Origin of the sequence: Providencia sp. PROV122, from assembly GCF_028482365.1 — a bacterium.
In the GTDB taxonomy this organism is placed as follows: Bacteria; Pseudomonadota; Gammaproteobacteria; order Enterobacterales; family Enterobacteriaceae; genus Providencia; species Providencia stuartii.
On sequence record NZ_JAMPQI010000015.1, the window covers coordinates 55748 to 76040 of the forward strand.

Annotated in this window: 29 protein-coding genes; 2 read left to right on the top strand and 27 right to left on the bottom strand. The window is 40.5% G+C overall.

Going from position 1 to position 20293, the window contains the following annotated elements; all coding sequences use genetic code 11:
- Positions 1 to 79: 79 nt before the first annotated feature.
- Positions 80 to 355, top strand: a complete 276-nt coding sequence (locus PSE69_RS12590; RefSeq protein ID WP_072502322.1) for a hypothetical protein — start codon at positions 80 to 82, stop codon at positions 353 to 355.
- Here PSE69_RS12590 and PSE69_RS12595 read toward each other — a convergent pair.
- The 9 genes from PSE69_RS12595 to PSE69_RS12635 form a co-directional block, all read right to left on the bottom strand.
- Positions 321 to 524: a hypothetical protein gene (locus PSE69_RS12595; RefSeq protein ID WP_072502323.1), complete on the bottom strand. Its 204-nt coding sequence runs from the start codon at positions 522 to 524 to the stop codon at positions 321 to 323. The two genes, PSE69_RS12590 and PSE69_RS12595, sit on opposite strands and share 35 nt — an antisense overlap.
- An 11-nt stretch (positions 525 to 535) precedes the next feature.
- Positions 536 to 3370, bottom strand: a complete 2835-nt coding sequence (locus PSE69_RS12600; protein ID WP_272675250.1) for a phage tail tape measure protein — start codon at positions 3368 to 3370, stop codon at positions 536 to 538.
- Between the two features lie 62 nt (positions 3371 to 3432).
- Positions 3433 to 4011, bottom strand: a complete 579-nt coding sequence (locus PSE69_RS12605) for a zinc ribbon domain-containing protein (protein ID WP_105874200.1) — start codon at positions 4009 to 4011, stop codon at positions 3433 to 3435.
- 115 nt (positions 4012 to 4126) lie between these two features.
- Positions 4127 to 4774, bottom strand: coding sequence for a hypothetical protein (locus PSE69_RS12610; RefSeq protein ID WP_272675251.1), 648 nt, complete (start codon positions 4772 to 4774; stop codon positions 4127 to 4129).
- Positions 4775 to 4785: 11 nt separating this feature from the next.
- Positions 4786 to 5097, bottom strand: a complete 312-nt coding sequence (locus tag PSE69_RS12615; RefSeq protein ID WP_105874198.1) for a hypothetical protein — start codon at positions 5095 to 5097, stop codon at positions 4786 to 4788.
- Positions 5098 to 5222: 125 nt separating this feature from the next.
- Positions 5223 to 5633 carry a type II toxin-antitoxin system YafO family toxin gene (locus PSE69_RS12620; protein WP_272675252.1) on the bottom strand — a complete coding sequence of 137 codons (411 nt, stop codon included), beginning with the start codon at positions 5631 to 5633 and terminating at the stop codon, positions 5223 to 5225.
- Complete coding sequence (locus PSE69_RS12625) at positions 5624 to 6220, bottom strand: hypothetical protein (RefSeq protein ID WP_272675253.1); 597 nt, start codon at positions 6218 to 6220, stop codon at positions 5624 to 5626. Before PSE69_RS12625 ends, PSE69_RS12620 begins: the two co-directional genes overlap by 10 nt.
- 125 nt (positions 6221 to 6345) lie before the next feature.
- The gene (locus PSE69_RS12630) at positions 6346 to 6849 is read right to left on the bottom strand and encodes a hypothetical protein (protein ID WP_072502330.1); all 504 of its coding nucleotides are present in this window, start codon (positions 6847 to 6849) and stop codon (positions 6346 to 6348) included.
- A gap of 37 nt (positions 6850 to 6886) precedes the next feature.
- Positions 6887 to 7735, bottom strand: coding sequence for a hypothetical protein (locus PSE69_RS12635; RefSeq protein ID WP_072502331.1), 849 nt, complete (start codon positions 7733 to 7735; stop codon positions 6887 to 6889).
- Between the two features lie 277 nt (positions 7736 to 8012).
- Here PSE69_RS12635 and PSE69_RS12640 point away from each other — a divergent pair, with 277 nt between their 5' ends.
- Positions 8013 to 8195: a hypothetical protein gene (locus tag PSE69_RS12640; protein ID WP_004247510.1), complete on the top strand. Its 183-nt coding sequence runs from the start codon at positions 8013 to 8015 to the stop codon at positions 8193 to 8195.
- Between the two features lie 13 nt (positions 8196 to 8208).
- On the opposite strand, the gene PSE69_RS12645 is transcribed toward PSE69_RS12640, so the two are convergent.
- From PSE69_RS12645 to PSE69_RS12725, 18 genes are all read right to left on the bottom strand, one after another.
- Entirely contained in the window at positions 8209 to 8580 is a 372-nt protein-coding gene (locus PSE69_RS12645) for a hypothetical protein (protein ID WP_171831144.1), read from the bottom strand.
- 128 nt (positions 8581 to 8708) lie between these two features.
- Complete coding sequence (locus PSE69_RS12650) at positions 8709 to 8990, bottom strand: hypothetical protein (protein WP_004916404.1); 282 nt, start codon at positions 8988 to 8990, stop codon at positions 8709 to 8711.
- Positions 8991 to 8997: 7 nt separating this feature from the next.
- On the bottom strand, positions 8998 to 9090 hold the full coding sequence (locus PSE69_RS19900; protein WP_071599634.1) for an SEC-C metal-binding domain-containing protein: 93 nt from the start codon (positions 9088 to 9090) through the stop codon (positions 8998 to 9000).
- A 24-nt stretch (positions 9091 to 9114) separates the two neighbouring features.
- The gene (locus tag PSE69_RS12655) at positions 9115 to 9387 is read right to left on the bottom strand and encodes a DUF1799 domain-containing protein (RefSeq protein ID WP_163748649.1); all 273 of its coding nucleotides are present in this window, start codon (positions 9385 to 9387) and stop codon (positions 9115 to 9117) included.
- Between the two features lie 26 nt (positions 9388 to 9413).
- Positions 9414 to 9719, bottom strand: coding sequence for a phage tail assembly chaperone (locus tag PSE69_RS12660; protein WP_060561429.1), 306 nt, complete (start codon positions 9717 to 9719; stop codon positions 9414 to 9416).
- A 41-nt stretch (positions 9720 to 9760) separates the two neighbouring features.
- A complete protein-coding gene (locus tag PSE69_RS12665) occupies positions 9761 to 10309 on the bottom strand; it encodes a phage tail protein (protein ID WP_272675254.1) in 549 nt (182 codons plus the stop codon).
- Between the two features lie 151 nt (positions 10310 to 10460).
- A complete protein-coding gene (locus tag PSE69_RS12670; protein ID WP_072502335.1) occupies positions 10461 to 10862 on the bottom strand; it encodes a phage tail terminator-like protein in 402 nt (133 codons plus the stop codon).
- Positions 10859 to 11440 carry a hypothetical protein gene (locus tag PSE69_RS12675; RefSeq protein ID WP_060561426.1) on the bottom strand — a complete coding sequence of 194 codons (582 nt, stop codon included), beginning with the start codon at positions 11438 to 11440 and terminating at the stop codon, positions 10859 to 10861. Before PSE69_RS12675 ends, PSE69_RS12670 begins: the two co-directional genes overlap by 4 nt.
- 1 nt (position 11441) lies before the next feature.
- Positions 11442 to 11792 carry a hypothetical protein gene (locus tag PSE69_RS12680; RefSeq protein WP_272675255.1) on the bottom strand — a complete coding sequence of 117 codons (351 nt, stop codon included), beginning with the start codon at positions 11790 to 11792 and terminating at the stop codon, positions 11442 to 11444.
- Positions 11793 to 11794: 2 nt separating this feature from the next.
- Complete coding sequence (locus PSE69_RS12685; RefSeq protein WP_272675256.1) at positions 11795 to 12274, bottom strand: DnaT-like ssDNA-binding protein; 480 nt, start codon at positions 12272 to 12274, stop codon at positions 11795 to 11797.
- A 39-nt stretch (positions 12275 to 12313) separates the two neighbouring features.
- Complete coding sequence (locus PSE69_RS19905; protein ID WP_368919665.1) at positions 12314 to 12598, bottom strand: Ig-like domain-containing protein; 285 nt, start codon at positions 12596 to 12598, stop codon at positions 12314 to 12316.
- A 2-nt stretch (positions 12599 to 12600) separates the two neighbouring features.
- The gene (locus PSE69_RS12695) at positions 12601 to 13554 is read right to left on the bottom strand and encodes a major capsid protein (RefSeq protein ID WP_060561423.1); all 954 of its coding nucleotides are present in this window, start codon (positions 13552 to 13554) and stop codon (positions 12601 to 12603) included.
- Positions 13555 to 13567: 13 nt separating this feature from the next.
- The gene (locus PSE69_RS12700) at positions 13568 to 14329 is read right to left on the bottom strand and encodes a hypothetical protein (protein WP_105874191.1); all 762 of its coding nucleotides are present in this window, start codon (positions 14327 to 14329) and stop codon (positions 13568 to 13570) included.
- Positions 14330 to 14440: 111 nt separating this feature from the next.
- Positions 14441 to 15562: a phage minor head protein gene (locus tag PSE69_RS12705; RefSeq protein WP_272675258.1), complete on the bottom strand. Its 1122-nt coding sequence runs from the start codon at positions 15560 to 15562 to the stop codon at positions 14441 to 14443.
- Entirely contained in the window at positions 15559 to 16929 is a 1371-nt protein-coding gene (locus PSE69_RS12710) for a DUF4055 domain-containing protein (protein WP_272675259.1), read from the bottom strand. Before PSE69_RS12710 ends, PSE69_RS12705 begins: the two co-directional genes overlap by 4 nt.
- Positions 16929 to 18416, bottom strand: coding sequence for a terminase (locus tag PSE69_RS12715; RefSeq protein ID WP_272675260.1), 1488 nt, complete (start codon positions 18414 to 18416; stop codon positions 16929 to 16931). Before PSE69_RS12715 ends, PSE69_RS12710 begins: the two co-directional genes overlap by 1 nt.
- Before the next feature lie 2 nt (positions 18417 to 18418).
- The gene (locus tag PSE69_RS12720) at positions 18419 to 19021 is read right to left on the bottom strand and encodes a hypothetical protein (RefSeq protein ID WP_004247495.1); all 603 of its coding nucleotides are present in this window, start codon (positions 19019 to 19021) and stop codon (positions 18419 to 18421) included.
- Between the two features lie 96 nt (positions 19022 to 19117).
- Positions 19118 to 19804, bottom strand: coding sequence for a Rha family transcriptional regulator (locus tag PSE69_RS12725; protein ID WP_272657022.1), 687 nt, complete (start codon positions 19802 to 19804; stop codon positions 19118 to 19120).
- Positions 19805 to 20293: the final 489 nt, after the last annotated feature.

The window sequence follows — 20293 nt, forward strand, 5'->3', positions numbered from 1 at the left end:
ATTTAGTTTATGGTAAAAGTTCAGCCCTATGTAATTTTGCCGAAGGAATGGCTGATTTACTTCGGTGTGAGGATTTAAAATGGACGAACAGATGATGAATAAACTCACCTCTGATGTAAGAAAACTTAACGAAACCGTTATTTCGCTTGGAAACTCAAATAAATCTCTAGCTGTACGCATTGAAATTTTAGCATCTATCTTTTCCGCATTAGTGGCAGCAGGGCTAATAAAAAGAGAAGGCGTTGAAACGATAGTTAATATGTATAGTTCAAATGATAAGAGACTAACTGATGATTTTCTTGCCAACGAAAAGAAAGCGGTTATGAAGTTAATTGACTCAATAAAGGTTCGCTAATAGCCTTTTTCTCTATAAATATTTCCCCTTCTTTTATAGAGAACGCATCACAGCTCACTTTCGCTTGCATGTCAGTGAGCTGTTTTTGTAACTCTGCGATCTGAATGCCTTGGCTTGTTACTCGTGCTGATAATTCACTGATCACTGCTTCTAAATGTTGATTGCTCATAACTACCTCTCTTAATTACCTTTGATTGTTCTTGATAATGCAGATGCTGGGTTTTTAAGTAAATTATTAACCCCAACTTCTATCATTTGCTGGAATTCGCGTTTTACTGCGTTTGTGTTCATTTGATTTGACTGCGATTGCTGAATTTGCCCGCCATTATCTAGCTTTATATCACCCATATTAATGTTGATGTTGGTTCCACCACCAGCAATTTGAGGGTTGCGAGCGATAAATGCGGTTGGTTGCGTAACCGACATTGGCGCTGAACCCCCAACATAGCCGCCAGAAGCGTACCCTTTTTGACCGTAATCCATTAGCCGATAAAGATTGGCAATGCCTAATCGTTGCGTGGCTTCTTTTGTGAATACAAACTCTCCACCATGAACGATGCCCATCGGTTCGTACTTACCGCCATCCCCAGTGTAGCCGCCTTCCGAGTGACCTTTTAGCCCCAAGAAATTACCTACCGCATTACCACCAAATGCCGCTTTCATAGCATTTAGCATAGCCATCTGCATTAACATCTTAGTGGTCATTTCTAAGAATGAGCGAGTGAAATCAGCAAAATTAGCTTTGCCCGTCAATACAAAATCAGAGAGACTGTTACTCATGCCTTGGAATGCAGACTGGCTGATTTGAGCTACGTTGCCGTAAACATCAGTGGCCTGTTCTTGGAATTCAGCAAAGCCTTTCTTAACGCCTAACTCCCAGTCAGCACGAATGGAGTCTTCCTTAGCATAATACTCCTCTAAGGCTTTTCTCTCGTCTGGTGATTTAGCTTTCTCTAGTGCGATGTCTCGTTGATACATGCGGTCAGACTTACCAGCTCCCAACTCTAAGGCGCGACTTCTGGCATTGATTTCTTCAACACGTTTAAGTTGCTTATCTAACTCACGATTATGTAACTCCTGAAGCTTAACCTCATCACCCGCTATAGCTAGAGCCTTTTGAGAAGCAAGAATGTAGTCCTTTTTAGCAAGCAACGCCTTTTCGTCCTTGGTTAACTGCCTTGTTTTCTGAGCCTCCTCAAGGATTGATATTTTCGCTTCCGTATCCCAAAGTTTTTTACGCTCAGAGCTAATAACATCACTAACTGTTTTATGCTCTTTTAACACCTTCAATTGTGCTTGTAGGGATGTAAGAGCCTTCTGATTCTCCTCATCTAAACGCGTTCCTGCGTCAACTTTATAAGCGCTACTCCGACCAGAGCCGGGCATTTTTCGGTCTCTGAGTCGATAGTTAATCGTTTTTTCATATTCTTTATATTCTTCATCGGTCAGAGACGCTCTATCAGATTTTAATTTTGCTAATTCCTCATTTCTTTTTGTTTCCCAACTCGCATATTTATCATGATAGTATTGCCTTACTCTAAATTTATTAGCCTCTTGTTGCTGAAAGGTTTTTTCTGCTTGTTCTTGCGCCTCTTTAAGTTCAACGTCTGCCAATTGTTTTCTGAGCTCAGCCACCTTGGCTTTTAACTCATCTGGTAGCATATTGGTCTTAGCAAAGAAAATGCCTTTTGATGCAGGATTTATTTGGAACTCTACTAACATTCGCTCATATTCGTTAACTTGTTGCCTTAAGTCTTTTTTTCGGCCAATATTAAGCATCTCATCCCAAGCGTTTTTGGCCGCCTCCTGAACCCCCTTCCATGCGGACTCTAAGAACCCAAGATTTTCAACAATATCATTAGCACCATCATTAATTGACTGAGCGTACGCATCAATAGCTAATCGAGCGGCTTCGGTTTTATTCCCCTGTAATTCCAAAGTTCGTATTTGCTCTAACTGAGCTGCTGTGAGGTGGTGATTCGCTTTTTCTAATTCCAATGACATTTTAAGAGGCTCATCTTGTAACCGCTTAAACTGATCAATAGTGGTATCTATCGCCTGCCCTGTAATATAATTCATTTGAGCAGCAGCTTTTGAAACTCGGGCTATTTCATTGTTTGAAAAAACACCAGTTCCAACAACGCTACTTATAACGTTAGCCATTTCAGAGCGTGTAATTCCCGCGCCAGACATAACTCTAGCCATTTCGTTTAGTTGTGACGCGGACTTATTAGCGTAATTCCCCGTCAAAATAAGTTGCTTGTTGAACTTGGTGAACTCTGACTCCGCATCAAACAAAACCTTCATTAAACCAACAACCGACGCACTCACAACGCCGATTATTCCGCCTCTAGCAATGCCGCCTAAGCGGGTTGTGGAAAGTAGGTCGTTTAGCGTTCCTTTTAGCCCGCCACTGGTTTTTGCAAGCTCATGCGTTTGCTTGTTGCTTTCTTTGATTTTGTCAATATATTGTTTAGCTGATTCACTGACGCCTAGCTGCGCGGCCTTCATCTCAAGAATTTCAGTCTTCGTCTTACCGATGGATTCAGCTTGCGATTTTAAAGAGGATAAGAATTGCTCTGCTGCCCTTTTGGCTTTATTTGTTGCCGCTTCCTGAGCTAGTAGCGCTTGCCCTTCTGCGGTAAGAGACATTTGAACTCTTGTTAGCTTATCTCTAGTTTGATCAAGTATCTTGTTGTAATCTAAAAACACATCCCTTGGCAAAAGTCCTTTTTTGCTTGCATCAGACAACTTTCGCTGCCACTCATCTAACTTTTGAAATGCTTTGTTTGTTGGATTTATTGAGCTGAGTAAGTCATCAAGTTCTTTCTTTTGTCTTTTTAACGCATCCGCTGCTTTTTTTTGATGATCGATACCCCTGTTGAATTGGTCATTCAAGCCCTGAGATGCACTGCTTGCCTTCTCTGCTGTATCGCCGAACTCCTTTAACTTTTGAGTTCCACGTTCTAGATCTGACGTATCAGCTTTTAATGAGATTGTTGCTATATCTGCCATTTAGTTTCCTCCAGATATAAAAAAACCACCCGAAGGTGGTCTATTTTTTAATAAAAACATGATTAGCTTAAAATCAACTTCTCAACCTTATCTTTAAATTCTTTTTTAATTTCTTTCGGTAAAAACGATTCGATAGTTGATATGTTGAATTTCTGCATTTTTAATAAGGCATCTCCTGTTACTTCAGGATTCTCATCCTTAATCCTATTAATAAGTTTAAGTAATTTATCATCACATATTGATGCCTTACCATTACATATTACAAATAATTCTCTTTGATCGTAGTTAATAGCACTAAATTTATTTTTTGCATTTGCATCTCTAACAGCTTTATTGGCTTTATATTCCAACAAGTCACTTCCGCAATGTTTACACTTGATGGCTTCATTGCTAATAAATTCAGCACAGTATGGGCATTTTACAGAATTAGAATTACTAGACTTTCTGCCCCCGAAGATTACCATTAGCAAACCGCAAAGCATGATAAAGCAGCTTATCAATACAAAATTTTGTCTTTGCGCCATTAGCCCGATATTGTTAACGCGATTTCCATAGCTAGTTGCCACGCTGACATCCATGTTAAAAGCGGCAAATGCAGCCAAAATACCTATAACAAGCAATACCCATCCAAAACCTTTCATGTAGCCCTCACTAAATTTTCACTTTTTCATTTATGATAACCCGAAGGCGGTACAAAACAAAGCAAACACTAGGCACAAAAAACCACCAGAAGTGGTTATTTTTTATAATAATGTATTACAGAGCCCCTGCCAGAGCCTTTGATTTTTCTTTAATTATTGTTTCATCCTGTTTTTTTTCTTCTTCTTTTATTTTTTTAATAAACCCTGACTTGTAAAACAAAGATATAATAACTGACCTCTTATCAGCAGTGCCACTCAACATAACCATAACACTACTTGAGTCATCGCCCTGAAACAGGGATAAGTATTTACCACAAACCTCATTATTTAAGCACTCTGGTAAAGTAAGCATTCCCCTTGTTCCATTCTTCCATAAATATTCTTCAGAATATTGCTCACCGTACTTGGAAGATAATGCTTGCTTCAAGACATTATATTTCTCAATAACTTTATTGCCGCCATCGTCATCATCCACGTAGATCAATGTGCTCACATCAACTAACCCATATTTATCGTCAATACTTACACTGTACATATCCATACCGTCAATTAATGAAGAATTACTTTTGACGAGATATTTTTTCACTCTATTTTTTTCATTACCAATTAGCTTTATATTCCCAGTTTTGCTGAGTAAATCATCATGTGTCATTCCCCATTTCAAACCAAATGGAGCTGATATTGTTTTCTCTGCTGATAACGCTATTGCGCTAAAAAATAAACTACCAATCAACAAAGCCGCACCAAGTAATAGTTTTTTCATTTCATCCCCAACTATTTGTTTGTCATATCTCTCATATTTTTATCATATTGCCCCTGAATATAATCAAACATTTCGACTGACTCTAAGCACTCTTTTCCTTTTTTATCGCGTAGCTTGCAACCATAATATGTCAGTGTATTGATGCTGGATATCGCACTTAGATTTTCTACTTGCCATTTACAAAAGGTAGGGTCTGTATGTTCTTTGCATGTTTCTTCCACCATCTCTATAAAGAACTTCTTATCCTCACTAGCTATTGCAGAAGATACTACGACGAAATTAACCCCTAACGTCAATAACAATCCAACGAATAATTTCTTCATCCAACCCTCACTCAATTTTTATTAATTTATCTTATGATATCCCGAGGGTGACGCAAAACAAAGCAAAAAGCCTCAATCAAGAGGCGTGATATGTGATCTGGATTACAAGCCCATGGACGGGCTAACTAGAATTGCTCTAATCCAGCTAACTCTTTAAGTGATAAAGAATGAAAATGAGCTTCTGCCATATCTGCCAATATTGGAAGCAACGCATCCGAACGGGCATGTGCATCAGGAGTTATGATTGCCAGAATTTGGTAATAGTCATCGTACATGCAGTGCTTACAAAATACTAAAAAGTTATCGCTCACTCTAACAGCCTGTCGAGTTTCGCTACCCCAAGGTTTTTCATTTGGCGTTCTTACATGAACCTTTTCAATAAATGACTGACGCGCTATGGCGCTATTCCTAAAATCAGCAAATTTACCTACATACCCAGAGAGGGATGAGCCATTAAGAGCCGCTGATAGCTTAGCCGCATACTTCCGATAAACACTGTTATCTTTATATTTTGGTGTGATTGTTACTATTGGCATTGCAAGTTACCAGCAAGCAGATCTCGATTAAATTCAGCAATTGAGGAATTAAATAAGGCTATATCCTCGTCGCTAAACCCATCTTCCTCTACCATTGCAGGCAACTGGTTAATATGCTGATTAAATTGTCTATAAAGTGCTTGCATATGGTTTCTTAATGCAGACATTTTAAGAATAACTTCTTTGAAGTAACCATCAGCTATGCTTTCAAATGGATGAAAAGCCTTGGTAGTTTTAGCAATGCTATACATTGCCTCAATCATCATAACTGCATTATTACCATGCTTAATCACCCGCTCCAACTCATGCATTACATCTTCTGGGTTATTACCTGCATGTTTTTTTATGTCGTCTTTTGTTGGGTCATCAAGTAAAGCTATTACTTCATCGATTGAAGCTACAAGGGTTGTTAGCACGGTCTTGCCATCAACAATTAAATCCATAATTTCATCTGGCGATACATCACCTTTTGCCTTTTTATCGACAATAGTAGCTATAGACATAGCTAAATTAGCCAAGCCTGAATCCACATCTTTTTTATCTGTTGGACTTGATAGCATTGCCATCATAATAGCCTCTGAAATCATGGTTTGTTGCCTCATAGATACAAATGTGCATACAAATTATACATCATTTCAAACTAAAGCACATACATTCATCACAAGCCCATGGACGGGCTAGATTCAGGCAACAAAAAACCCACCGGAGTGGGTTAGTTGCTTTTATTAATCTTCTCTTCAAATAATTGCTTTATTTTTAATGGGATAAAAAACGAACATAAAAAAGCCACAATACTAAAAAAGCAAATCAATACCTCTAATGAGGTTAGTAGCCAAGTGATATTACTTGTGACAGTATTACTTGCAGTATTTTGTTGCTGGGGTATTACTAGATAGTATGTAAAAATCAAACACAAAACTATCAAATAAAGAAAAAATAAAAACAAATACCTCTGAAACCTAATGTTAAATTTTCTCTTACCTCTGTATGAATCTTCTTCGCTTGCCCCATTCATTGTTGACGCAGCTACTTCGCCTGATGTAGATATAACTAGCAGTAAAAAACCAGTTAATATAGAGAAAATATTAGCTATGAAGTTAAGTAAATCTTTGTTGTACCTTATTTTTTCATAAAACAAAAACGTCAATACGCCAGCAAGCAATGGTATCGCAAGAAACGCTGCTATGTATTTGATATCTCTGCCTCTAAATATCATATTTACGCCTCTACGATAGTTAAGTTGTTATAGAATACTATAGTGTATACTCGATGAAATCCTCTAGAATTTCTTTCGCATTTGTGTCTTTTATTGTTTTTGTTCCGTATGGAGTGGTGAAATAATCTCTTTTAGTCTTAATTTCAGAGCTCTTGATCATGCTCCCCTTTCTTGTAACAATAAAGAAGTCCTCTGATAATTCGTCTATATATTTTTCAATGTTGTCAGTAGCTTCGTTTATTAACCCTAAGTTCTCCTTATACCCTAAAGTCAATGTGCCATAAAAAGGCTCGTCATCTTCTTCTTTGGAAAAAATACTTAGTTTAGACTTTACCTTTATATCATCGATATCTTTTGCGGTTGTCTGAACTGCGATTCCAATATTTCTTATTTTCTCTGCTCTTATTTTTTGTATCGTACTTTTATCAATCTTATCCCTAACATTAAGCTCCAAGCCTAAAGCTTTAAAAATTGCATTCAGACTAGATGAGTGATGTGAGTTTACTATCTGGCTTATGGCGTATATATCACTATCATCAATAATCGCAAAAATATGTCTTTTGTCATAATTCTCAATGCGCATCAAATCATCGTTTTCTTTATTGCTCTTTTCCTTATTGTTATTGATAGAAGGGGTAACTGAAACAGAAGCATCTGGATCATAAAATGTAAAATGAGCAAAAAAAGATTTACTTTCATCCATATACTCAAGCTTTCTTATTCTTATCTTCGTACTTTTATCTACTTCAAAATCTGCATTCTCTTTGAACCTTTCATTTTTTTTCAGAGCGTCAACAATACTTCCCTTATAGGAAAACCCCAACAAATAGCTGGTTGCCTTTTTAGTTAACCCTTTTTTAGTATTTTTTTCATAAGCAAAAGCCATAACTCATCCCTACGCTATATATCGATAAGTGATTTATTTTTTATAAAACTGAAAATAATTCATAGATAATATCAATATTACTTAAGGATGGTTATCTGGTAATTTGATCAGTGATGAGTGTTAAAAGGAAAACTTGGCGCTTTCAGAAAACGAATAAAGGACCAAACGTCATCAGGTTAGTAGCAGCCCCATTTCCTTTGTACGGATATTTGACTTAATTAAATTCACGTCTAATATTTGTTCTGCTCAATAACGAGCATTACAAGGAGTTTTTATTATGGGTAAAAAACCCGGTGAAAACACAGGTAAAGATGGCGGTATCTATCGAGAAGTTGGACCTCGTGGCGGTTTAAAAAACAATTATGCCACAGTGAGAGACAACGAAAAGCTACCACCAACAACGCAATCAGGTAACACATGGGTTCTTGAAAAAAGAACACCAAACAGTAAGCGTCCTTAACCTGTTGCAATAATTAAAGCCGGCCTACGTCGGCTTTTTTGGGTTTAACACAGAAATCCACCATCCTACTAATAAGATGACAAAATGTTTCATTCGCGGCTCCTGTTTCAACGCTCACACCGACGCGGTGACAAATGTCGAAAGCTATATGTGCACATTCGTGAGCTAGAGTAGATAATTTACCGTTAAACACACCAATAATATGGAGTACACACTGAGTGTTAGTAACTGTATGACTTGCACCGTTAACAAAACTATCCCCACCATCAATGCCTAGTTTTTCATGTAGAGAGCGCCAATCATCCCAAGAGCCACAATAGATAATATATCCAGACTCAAATAAAGGCACCTTCATATGTCGATGCTGCCTTAGGATTTTGTTCATATTCCTACCTTTACATAAAATATCTCAAGCCTGATAATTGGCTACTTTCTCTTCCTACTCACCAACCGTGCTTGCACTTGAAATCACAAACCACTGTATACACACAATGACATCTACTCGTTTTATGATCAATAATCACCAATGCTTCTAAGCGCGCGAGAATATGATTTAAGCCCCTCTTCCGCATACTCATTCGAATGTTTTATACAATCTGTTATCTTATGAGTAAGTTGATGTATTTTCTCAAGAAACTGCATATCTTCGTCCGTTCTCGATTTATGTGCTTTTTGTTCTAATGGAGCAAGTAATTTTAATGCCAGTGTCGAAACTTCATATAAATCATAATACAAAGCATCCGCCGATTTCCTATACTCAATTAAGTCATATAGAATTTCCCTCTTGCTAGCCATACCCCTCCTATTTCAACTTCCCACAACACCACTTATAGCGAATTCCGCTACCACATGGGCAATGCTGGTTACGAGTTGGTTTGATTTTGATTATGTTCATGTATCCTCCTAGGGCATTGCTGCCCTACTTTTTATGCATTACCTCTAACGCCTTAGCTTCCATAATGCGCAGATCGCTAAATACGGTCGCCCTATCTTTGATGTTGAGCAAGTCCATCACTTGGTTTAACGGGTTGTAATCCAAGCCAGTGATGCCACTCATGCCTACGCGCCATTGTGTCTTCATGGCTGAAAATACTTGATACGATTCCCAAACGTCAGGCCACACCTCAACATCATCAATGTCAGGCGGAAAGCCAAAAGCACGCTCGAACTCAGCTGATTCTTTTGAACTCATTCCGCCATACATCGCCTCGGCGACCGTTAAGAGTTTTTTTCGCGATTACCCAAAAGCTCATGATAATAAGCTGTCGTTATAGCGCCTGCCGCTGCTGGGTAATTATCGAACAATAAATTGAGATTATCTTCGTTATATGGCTCTTCGATAGCCCAATCAGCTATAATTTTCTTGAAGAAGTCATCAACCTTTTCATCTTTCAACTCTTCCAACTTGCTCATTGGCATGTGATTAAATGTAAACGTCACTATCTCTGGCTTTTCTTTACCAGCGACAGGAATTTTTACATCTGCTTTAAATCTTGGTTCAGGAATCAAAGTAAACTTAGGCATTGTTACCCCTTAAAAAATACCCCTCATAAGAGGGGGTGTTATTATGCTGTCGCGTAGATTTGCATATCTGACTTGAGAGAAAAGCGGGCTGATACATTCTCAACCTCATTGATGGCTGTGTTCGGCACGCGCTGAAATGAAACACTTGCAGAGTAATAGCGATCTTCACCTGCTCGTTTGTTATAAAATCGTATGGCTGTTAACTGTTTTGTATCATCCAGCTTCATCAGTAACTTACGAATTGGTAATTGAGCGTCATGAGCAAAAGTATAGACCTGAACGATACCCGATTTATATGTATCAATAGTTTCCGCTTGCTCATCTTCAAGAAATTGAATTTCTTGTGCTTGCTGCTCACCGCCTTCGGTGGATAGCGTCATTACCTGCGGCATGACCTCCCACTCTTGGATGGTTTTTAATGTTCCCTTCCCTCCGCCTGCTGGGAATCTTTCTATGTCCGTGGTATCGACCCCCTCGAGAGTGACACTAGTATCTGCCGCAGCCTTCACTCGATACACGCCAGACATTCTTTTCCAGCCAGATATTACTTGAACAATATCGCCAGCTTTCACGCCGCTAGATGCAGCCACGGTAAGAACTGCCTCTGCGGCGTTGCTTGCTGTAGTAAATTCTACTTCTTTACCATATTTACTTGCCACGTAGACTCGTGAGCCATTAGGAATGTTATAGGCCATTGTTAACCTCTATTTTTAGGTATAAAAAAACCGCAATTAAGCGGCGTTATCGGATTGCGTTACATCGATAGGATGCACGAATAGGAATGGTGTAATTTGCTTCATCTGAAATTGGAGGGAGCTGATTAGGCTCTCCGTTAATGTAGACTCCCTCCCCTAATGTTAATCCATTTTCTAATCTGTTTTTAACGTCATCAGCAATAGTTGATATCTTAGTGTCTCCATCCCCTACTTTGCCAACAACGTTAATTTGGATAACACCACGATAAACAGGCATATCCAGAGATAACCCGATGTTATCCGTTTCTGCTGGCATGATATGAAGCTGGAGATAGGGATCGTTGATATCATCAAAATAAAGATTAGGCCATGCGATTTTAAGGTTTAAATCCTTACCAATACTCGCAACCAGCTTTCGTATTTCAGCATTAATTGTCGACTGATTCATGATTTAGTTTCCGATACGGCAGAGTTGAAAAACTGACTAAATTCCTCAGCAGTCACAGCAACCATGCCGTTAGGTGCTTGTTTCGAATGCCCCATTTCAAGGCGGTAAGCATAAGGTACATTGTTTGTGAAATAGATAGCTTTCATTCCTACCTTAAATTGTTCAATAACAACGTTGCCTAACGCCTTTGTCATATTGCCTGACTTATCTATGCGCCCCGTCTCGCCTTCCGCTGGGGCATCAAATGACACCTGCCAATTACCTCTAAACCGCCCCCCTGTATAACCAGGAGGAACATAAATATCCATAGAGTCATTAACACGAACACGCTTTTTTAATTGACGTCGCTTTGGTGTTAAATTATTAGGATCTTGTTTTAGATATTCATTATGTTCAAAAACTGCTTTATTGTAGTTTGAGGCAACCCTATTAACTTCCCATAATTCAGGATTTCCAACAGGTGACATATCAACAAGCTTCGCTAATATTTTAAAACCTGTATTTTTGACAACCGTTTCAATATTTGCATTGGATTTATCGATAAATAAGTTAATCGACTTCATGAACTGATCTGACATATCACGCCCTCAATTGAGACTGATAGCAAATAACAATATCAGCAGGTTTTACAGGATTGGGTTCGTGAACTCGCAACCAAACGCCATCAACAAGCACCTTATCCCCTTTCTGAATATCAATATCTGGAGGAAGTATCATTTTAATATCCGTAGAGAGAATAAGCGTGCCGTCGATTTCGTAAGGTTTATATTGCGTTTTTACCCCGACAACAGAAAATAACGTTTCTGGCTCAAATCGCTCCTTCCCCTCATCATCAACCCAATGCTTACCATCACGCTTAGCCTGATAGGAGACGCCATATTTTTTCAACATTCGCAATGCTGTGCTCTGCCCGCGCTGATAAATGTTCATGGCTACCTCATGGCAAATGTATTAATGGAAAATCCATCTGAGACATCAATCAAGCCCGATAACAAACCTTTTAACCAAAGAAAGTTTGGCGCACCTGTGTTAGTCCCTTCGGCATATTGCACAGTAATAGCCCCCTCAATTCGCTCAGAGGTGATTTCAGCACCTAACGTGGGCTGTAGGTCATTTTCTACTGATTCAATCGCTAAACGGCATTGAGCTTGAATTAATTGCTTTGGTATCTGATCGCTTGGGATAGTCACGCCATCACGAGATAACCCTGAACGTGGGAAAGATAAAGGCTGGTTTGGATTGGTTCGTTTGCCTAACCATTTCTGCGACTCAAGATAATCCATTGCCGTAATTAGTAATGCCTCTAATCCACTATCTGCCAAAGTGATATTTCTATCCTCAGCGTATTTCTTCAAATCATCAACACTGGCGTAACTATTAAATGCTGGAGAGTTCTTATCAGGATCAATCATGCTCACCTCAAAAAAAAGAGGGGCACAAAGCCCCTTAAATTACTCATCTGGAGAAGTTTTTTCTGTGAATGTAATTGCATCAGTATGTTGTGCAATGCCATCAACAGTGGCCGTGACAATAAATTCACCCTGTACATCAGAAGTTAATTTCACTGTCGCACCGCCAGCCTTGCCCGTCTTAGATGAAGTAACGCTTAATTTACCACCAGTTGTAGACCAATTGATGGTAGCTCCTTCGACCGGAGAGCTACCTTTGGTGTAACTGAGAGTGATCGTTACTGTATCTGTACTGTCAGCGATAGCGGACGTTTTATCCGCTGACAGGGTTACTTTCCCTCTTCTGCTGTCAGTTTAATCATGACGCCAGCAGTTAATTTGTCGCTAGTGAAATGCTTCTTCCAGTTACCTGCGGTGCCTAACTGAGTTAAATCAGGGTTTTTGCCTTTTGATTCATCCCAGCTATAGCCCAGAACACCAACGTTAACCACACCTTCACCACGATAACCAATTTCCAAGTTCTCCTTATCATTGATTTCATAAGATCGGAAAGTTGGCTCTTGGGATTCAGTGATGGTCACGGCTCCCGGCACTAAACCAAAGATAGCATCTACTGGCGCCGTATCTGTTACCAGCACAGGCTTGCCTAGCGTGCCAGGCTGACCACCGTAGATAACTACACCTGCCTCTTCATACACTTTGTTGTCAATTGCCTGATCAACAATATCGAAGTAGGTTGTGGAGTGCATAACAAACAGATTTACGCGGTTGAATTTATCGCCGTATTTGCGTAAACCTTTGGTCAGCGTTTTCTTGCCATCTGTCGCAATATCCGCAGTCACCACCATTTCTTTGTTATTACCAATCGCAGCACCTAAAGCAGCCAAAGAGTATTTGATATAACCCTCTAATGAAGCATCTGCCGCATCGGTACCCACCAGCTCAGAGAACTCCGATACATCACGGCCACGGCGTTTAAATGCTTCTTCTGTCGTTGCATAAGGACCATATTTCCAAGGTGCTTTTACATCAACAGATTCGCCCGCGCCGATTTTTTTGTTCTCTACGGTGTCCGTAGAATTTACATCACGGTGTTCAATAGAACCGCCAATTTGGTAGAAAGCACGTTTACGGAAGTCACCTTCAATAAACAGATTATCTAGCACGATAGCGCCATTTGATGCCTGATTAAAGACGGCTAAATTATCTTGGCGACGCTCTAAGAACGCCGTTTGTGCCAAATCGTTATAAATCACTAAATCGCTATTAGTTGTCGTAGCCATTACTTATATTTCCTTACTCTTTTGGAAGTTTTAAATATGCGTCACGCCCGTATCGGCGAATATAATCAGCCTTGTCACTGGCGGACATTTGAGAACGTTTAAAATGTGCACCACCTTGTTTATGTTTCCCTGCATCTGTACCAGAGGCTGCGGGGAATAAGTGAGGAGCACTTTCTTTTAGGGATTCAATCCATTCAATAGGTGATAATGGCGTGCGACCATCTTTGCCCATGATTGGATTGCCATCTTCATCAACGGCTACGGCCTGACCTTCATCGTTGATCTGAAAAATGCCTTTGGCACGTAAAATTAAATCTTCTTGAGCGCTGGTTAATGCACCCGCTTTCCCTGCTGCGGAACGAATTTCATCGCCTAATACACGAGCACGGAATTTATTTGCAAACGCCTCAGCCCTTTCCACTCGGCTATTGGCTTCTTTCAGTTGTTTATCAACGTCATTGCGTAAGCGCTCAGTACGTTTATTAATGACTTCATCAATTTTGCCGTCAGCGATTAACTTGGCTTCTTCATCATTTTCAAAACGTTTGAGAATTCCACGTACAGCATCGGGATCAATACCATCAAAACGCTTGAGATTATCGTTTTGCTCTTTGAGCTTGCCTAGCAACTCACTGTTTTTAGCCTTTAGCCCTGAAACCTGCTGGTCGATAATAGCTTGAATTTCTGGAGTGATTTCCGGTGTTCCACCACCTCCACCTTGCGAACCATCATCAGTATGTGAATAATATTTGCGTTCGATATTCATAAATAACATGTGATTCCCCTTGGGATTGAATGCGCCTAGCGCGTTGTGATAAATCAGCCCTGAGCTGAATTCGGTTAATAAAAAAGGCCACCGAGGTGACCTTGTTAAATGGTTTATTGATTAGCTATATCCAGCCTCTCTAAATGCCTGCTTGTCTATCTCCCTGAGTTGTTCGAGAGAAATAAACTCACCTTTGTCCGTGTAAAATTCGGATGGATGCATACCACCTTCTTTCATCAACCTAAATCGCGTCTCTCCAAATACCTGTCGCTGTCGCCACTCAGGTTGTCGCTGTATCCAATCAAGAAAATTAGTATCCGCTGGCACTTGCCCGTCCATTGATGCTCTCGTTCCTACATCCATCTCATCTAAATCAATGCCTAATTCACGCCATGATTTGGTAACCAGCGTTTCTGTTGAACGGCAATTGAAGTGGATTTTTCCGGGGCCTTGTAGATAAGGAACTTTATGACCAATAGGCTTACCTTCCAGCGTGTATTTCAACCTGTCTCGAATAATGCAATCGTGAGATGTTTTATTATCGAGGGTAGATAACCATTGCTTACAATCAAGAATGTCTTTATTGGCATCAGCAAATTGATCTCTTGCTGTCGCTTGTAAGTGATTAATTGCCGTCTTTGCTATTGTTGTTGCGTTAGCCCTACTGAGCTGTAGAGCACCATCCTTATAACCTTGGTTTGCATGTCCTCTGATTTTACGTCCGATTTCTACCGCACTATCACCATTTAAATAACCATTACGAACAGCGTTATTTATGCGTGTCATGCGATCTGACTCTAATCCATCAGCCCATTCAGAAAGTAATTTCCCTTGAAAAGGGCGAGACATGACTGAGGAAAATAGCATTTCCTCTGTAATGCTCATTAGTGGATATTTGCGTAGAACAACATCAGGTAGTAGAGAATCAAAAAGAGATGGGTAATAACCAGCCTCATATAATGCATGTGCTCTCATTTCTTCCGTCAGTAGCGAAAAAGCGCTATCAACAGCTCGCTTATTAATACTTCTAACGCTGGATAGCAACGACTCCAATCGCCTTGCAGTGAAGCTATTAACATCGATAGAGGCATCATCTAAGGCAACAATAAGTGAAGCAGTTAATTCAGCATCAAACTCATTAAGAGCTTTTATCATGCGTCTCGCCACCCCTGTAGAATAGCGACCAGAAAACAGGGAGTGAGCAATCAATTCATCCATTAACAGCTCATTCACTGATCTCATGTTTCACCTACCATTGTCGGCTCTTGATTATTAAGCTCATCCACCACCACATCCACATCATCAGCGGGGTCGATAACATCATATTTTTGCAAACTACGAACCAAATCAGATTTACGCGTTGCGCCAGATTGCCATGCTGCGACGATTTCACGGATCATCGAACTATCGGCAATATGATTAACGAGGTCTTTGTTAATTTCAAAAGAAATATCTTTCGTGTCTAAACCTAAGTATTCAGCACACCATATTAGCGATTTACTGCATGCATCGGAAACGTTAGAGCAACAGATACTCAGGATAGAGGTTTGTGCGTTCTGCTCACCGACAGATTGAATAACCGTTTTAACCTTGCTATCAGCAGAAACTAACTGAGCACCAAGCGCCACCATATAATCGCGCTTACTGTCCATCGCCTCCTTTGCCAGCATGTTAGGTTGAGCCTGAGCGTAACCAAAGAAACCTTTTTCTGGCAACATAATTGGCGAGCGAGAACCAACCATAACGCCTTTCTTTTCTAGATAGTCACGCCATTCTGTTCCTAGCCCACCTAGATAAGGTTGTATTTGCCCACAGAAGAAAACAGAATCTTCATAATCAGCAGAGTTTCGATAATGCCCTAGGTTGATTTTTGCCAATCCTAGAAGTGGGGCTTCATCAATAGTGTGATCATTATTCTGTGCACCAATAAATGTAAATGGAATTTCATTCCACACACCGTTACCAGCACGCGCAGGTATATACTCAGAAGAAATTTCAAAAACGCTACTTCCACTGGGCTTGCGATAGACACGACAGACAAACTTACCTTCTTCTATCGACAATACTCGGTATTGAACCTCATCCTTAAAACCAAACCCGTCCTCTTCTTCTACTGTCTCGCGCAATACCACCAGCGTTAACATAGTGCGACCATTAATACGAGCTGTGCGCCAGTTAATGATGTCTTCAGCACGATATTGGAATATGTACGGGAGTTTCGAATCACTGTTGTAATCAACATACAGACCATGCCGCCCTACCTCTAATACCGACTCAAGCGAGGACTGAGCGAGTTGATAAATACTTGAGCCCGCACCATCAGCATCATCTTTTAAACACGAAAGCTTTTCGACAATAGCAACCAAGGGATCTTTTTTAAATGCCATCCCTATCATGCCGTTGCGAGTATTGCCCGTTATTGGATAGAACACCGCACGGTCTTGATAATCTTTATTGCGCTTCTTTTTGCGTTTGCCATCTTGTTCTTCAAGTTCAGGAAGATAGCTTTTTATGTCTTCACCGCCTCGGCAAACAGCACGAACTAACTCCCACTGAGGAGCAGCCGCTTTATACTCCGGTCGAGTGAAATCTACATTTGTTGTACTCATCAGAAGGTTGTTCCTAGGTTAATTTCGAATGCTGGGCGCTTAGTATTTCTTCTACTCACCGCAAAATACCTAAACCCATCAGCATCATGCGATGTGTAATCGTGAAGCGGTTTATCTTTCCAGCAGCCCCGTTTGTCATCCCACTCTTTGCGGTAAGCTTCAAGGTGTGCGATGCCTTCACTACATTTATGCTCATCAAAAGCGCAGAGAGGCAGAATTTCACGCACCGCTTCGATACCTTCATCAACTGAAAGTTTCGGCACCACTTCAAATCGTATTGAGTAAATTTGCCCGTCGATTTCGTACCCTTCACGCGCTAACTCACGTCGAGATTTCGCATCAGAACCAAACTCGCGGTTATCGATATCATGAGGGCCATTGTGACTTGCATATGTATAGCCTTTGTCTTTCAGCACTTTCATGTAGTGCCGTAGACCTTCACCACTGTTTGAGTAGTGATCAATGACGTGGAACTCCTCGCCCACTTCACGAATAAACCAAATTGATGTTGAATCACCCACACCAATATCCCAGTACGTGTGAACCGGTAAATGCGAGTTATCAGGAAGTGTGCCAATGCGTTTATTTTCGTACAGGAAGCGGAACTGCTTAGCGTAGTAAGCGCCTTCAACCGATTGCTGGAATGCCTCAGACGGTATTGACGGGTATTCTCGCTTCATATCGTCGCCAAGCGTTTTCTCTTTGGCGTAATACCAAGCTTTTTGACGCTCGTTTAATTGAACACCATGTTTGCTGGCTATCTCATCGAAATAATCAACTAACCGTTGCGGTAATGGCTCAACAGGGTTGATGGCATATTCGGGATTCTTCCACCATGAGAAGAAAAAGAACTTCCAGTCTAGGTTAGAGAGAGTCTTATTCTGAATTTGCGCTTTCTCAGCAGACTGGCAATAATCGAAGAAATAACCAGCTCGACCCTCCGCTGTGCTTTCAATCGTCGTGAAACAATCGCTTGATACTGCCTCAAACGCACCAGTAACAATCTCACGGGCTTTCTCTGGATACTTAGCACATATCTTACCGAACTCAGAAACGTGCAAATAACGGAGTGTACCGCCACGAAATGACGTGCTGATATAAAGTGACCCGCCTTTGCTAAACACCAACTCACCAGCCGCATCATTACTCGCTGGGTTAGCCGCTTTGATTTCATCGGGTAGCTTGTCGTAGGCATACTTTATCTTTTCCCTGAATAGTCGCTTAGCATCGTTAAGTGTGTGGGCTATCAATGCACATTTCGCCGCCTCAAATAGCGCTGCGTCTAGCTGGATAATGCAAACCTCAGTCGTGAAGCCAAGCTGTCGGGCTTTAAGGATAATGTTTCGCGTGTGCATCCCTTCAAAGTATTCAAGCTGCTCAGGCGTCATTTTAAATCGAACTGGCTTACCTTCTTTGTTGGTGATCCAGTAGAGGTGATTTAATCGCCAGAGCTTATCTCTTAATAATGCAAGATGTTCTGGCTTCATGATTATTCCTTAGATAAGTCGTCCATTAGTTCTGATAGCTGACTAGCTGTCTTATTCGGTTGTACGTCATCAAGCCCGTATGCTTGACGCTCAAGCCCAACCAAGTTTTTGAGTGTTTCACTTAATGCCTTGGCTGACTTAACGCGCTCAGGCAGGGAGATAATTGAGTGATAAATTTCATTGAGTTTGTCGCGTCCGTTGTCATCAGGACTAAACATTAACTCGCCAAGTTTTCTTAAAGCTGGCACATCAGCACATTCAGCAGATAGTTCATCAAATAAGTTGTTAGTTAATTCTCTAGCCCTTCGAATATCGCCTCTATGCTCCATGCGGACATTAGCGATAACCTCGGCATTAGCCTCAATAAGTTGCCGTTCTGAAATAGCCTTTTCGGTGGCAACCAGACTGGCAACCTCCCTTTTGGCAACCAAGTTTTCAGCCCTAGCCTTAACCTTTGCCTTTAAATCTCGCTCCCATCCTTCTTTCTTGGCGCGCTTACTTATCGCCTGATGGGTTATCTCGTATTGAGAGGCTATTTCCCTTATGGACATCACGCCAGCTCGGTAAGCCGACTCAATGGCCTCCCAATCTGGTCTTTTAGCCATATCCATTCCTTAAATAAAAAAGGCCGCTAGGGCCTATTCAGTAGATGCAACTTTTAGTGCATCGGTAATTTATTGATTTACAAGCAAAGCGCATTTTTACGCCGCCAATCTATGCATCTCATCGAGTAATGACTGCTTATGGTTTTTATTAAACAACTTAGTTAATTCATCCTTTCGTTGCTCAAAGCTCCATCCCATTGAGATAAACACTGTGTTAGCTCTTTGCAATTCGGTTACGCAATGTATTTGCTCTGGAGTTAGGTAATCACGAATAGGCTCTTTCTTTCCTATTTCGTTATGAACACGAAACTTAGCAGATGTCATACCAAGTACAATGCGATTAATTAAGTCCGCCTCGTTACTGAAGTGATGAGGTGAAATAGTTTTGCCTTGCTCTTCTCTCGACTTTTTAACTGCATCAGTCATTGGCTTATATTCCAATCTTGATGTGTTTCTATCTAATTTCTTAGCAGCCAAAGCCGATCGCATTTTAAAGAACTCAGAAACAAGCCTTTTCTTGAATGCCCTGACTACATCATTGTTACGCATGTATGTAATTAACAATGTTGCCTGCTGTTCATTAAGTAGTGCTACTTGCTGCTTTTGTCGTCCACCGTCTGTATCAAAGGATCGCATTTCAAATGCCACCCTTCCGAATTCATTTAAATCATCGACATAATGACGAACAAGTTGAATTACTGTTTTGTGTTTCTTTTTAACTCCATCGGCGATTGCAGAAGAGCTAGTCAATAAATCAAATTTTTTAATTTCCACTAAAGACATAGTTAGTTCCTTTTAGAGATAAACCTTGCGCTCAGGAGTAACCAGCCCAAAGAGGGTTAACCAAACCACTACTGGTTATCCTCAAGGCTTATCCTGAAAGGTTCTTTGGTGTGTTCGTGCCGAGCGAGGCACAGGGTGAAATGCGTAGAGTTCGCAGCCTAGCGATACACTGCTAAGCCACTTCTAGTCTGTTCCTAGCAGTCAAGATAGCGATCACCCCCTTAAATGGTGGGATAATTACACCTATTAAAAAGCCTCTGATTCATTGGAAGATAAATAAATTTACATAATTAAACTTATTTTTAACTACCATGTAACTAATTGAATAAACTCTGTATAGAATTAGTGCCGTCCTTAAGATGTACACAGCAAAGATTATTTCCTTTTCAAGCCTCAACACCAGGGGCTTTTTTTTGCCATTAAAAACCCCTGATTTCTCAGAGGCTCATTATTCGCTTGCATATTTTGAATGCGTCAACTACATTTAAT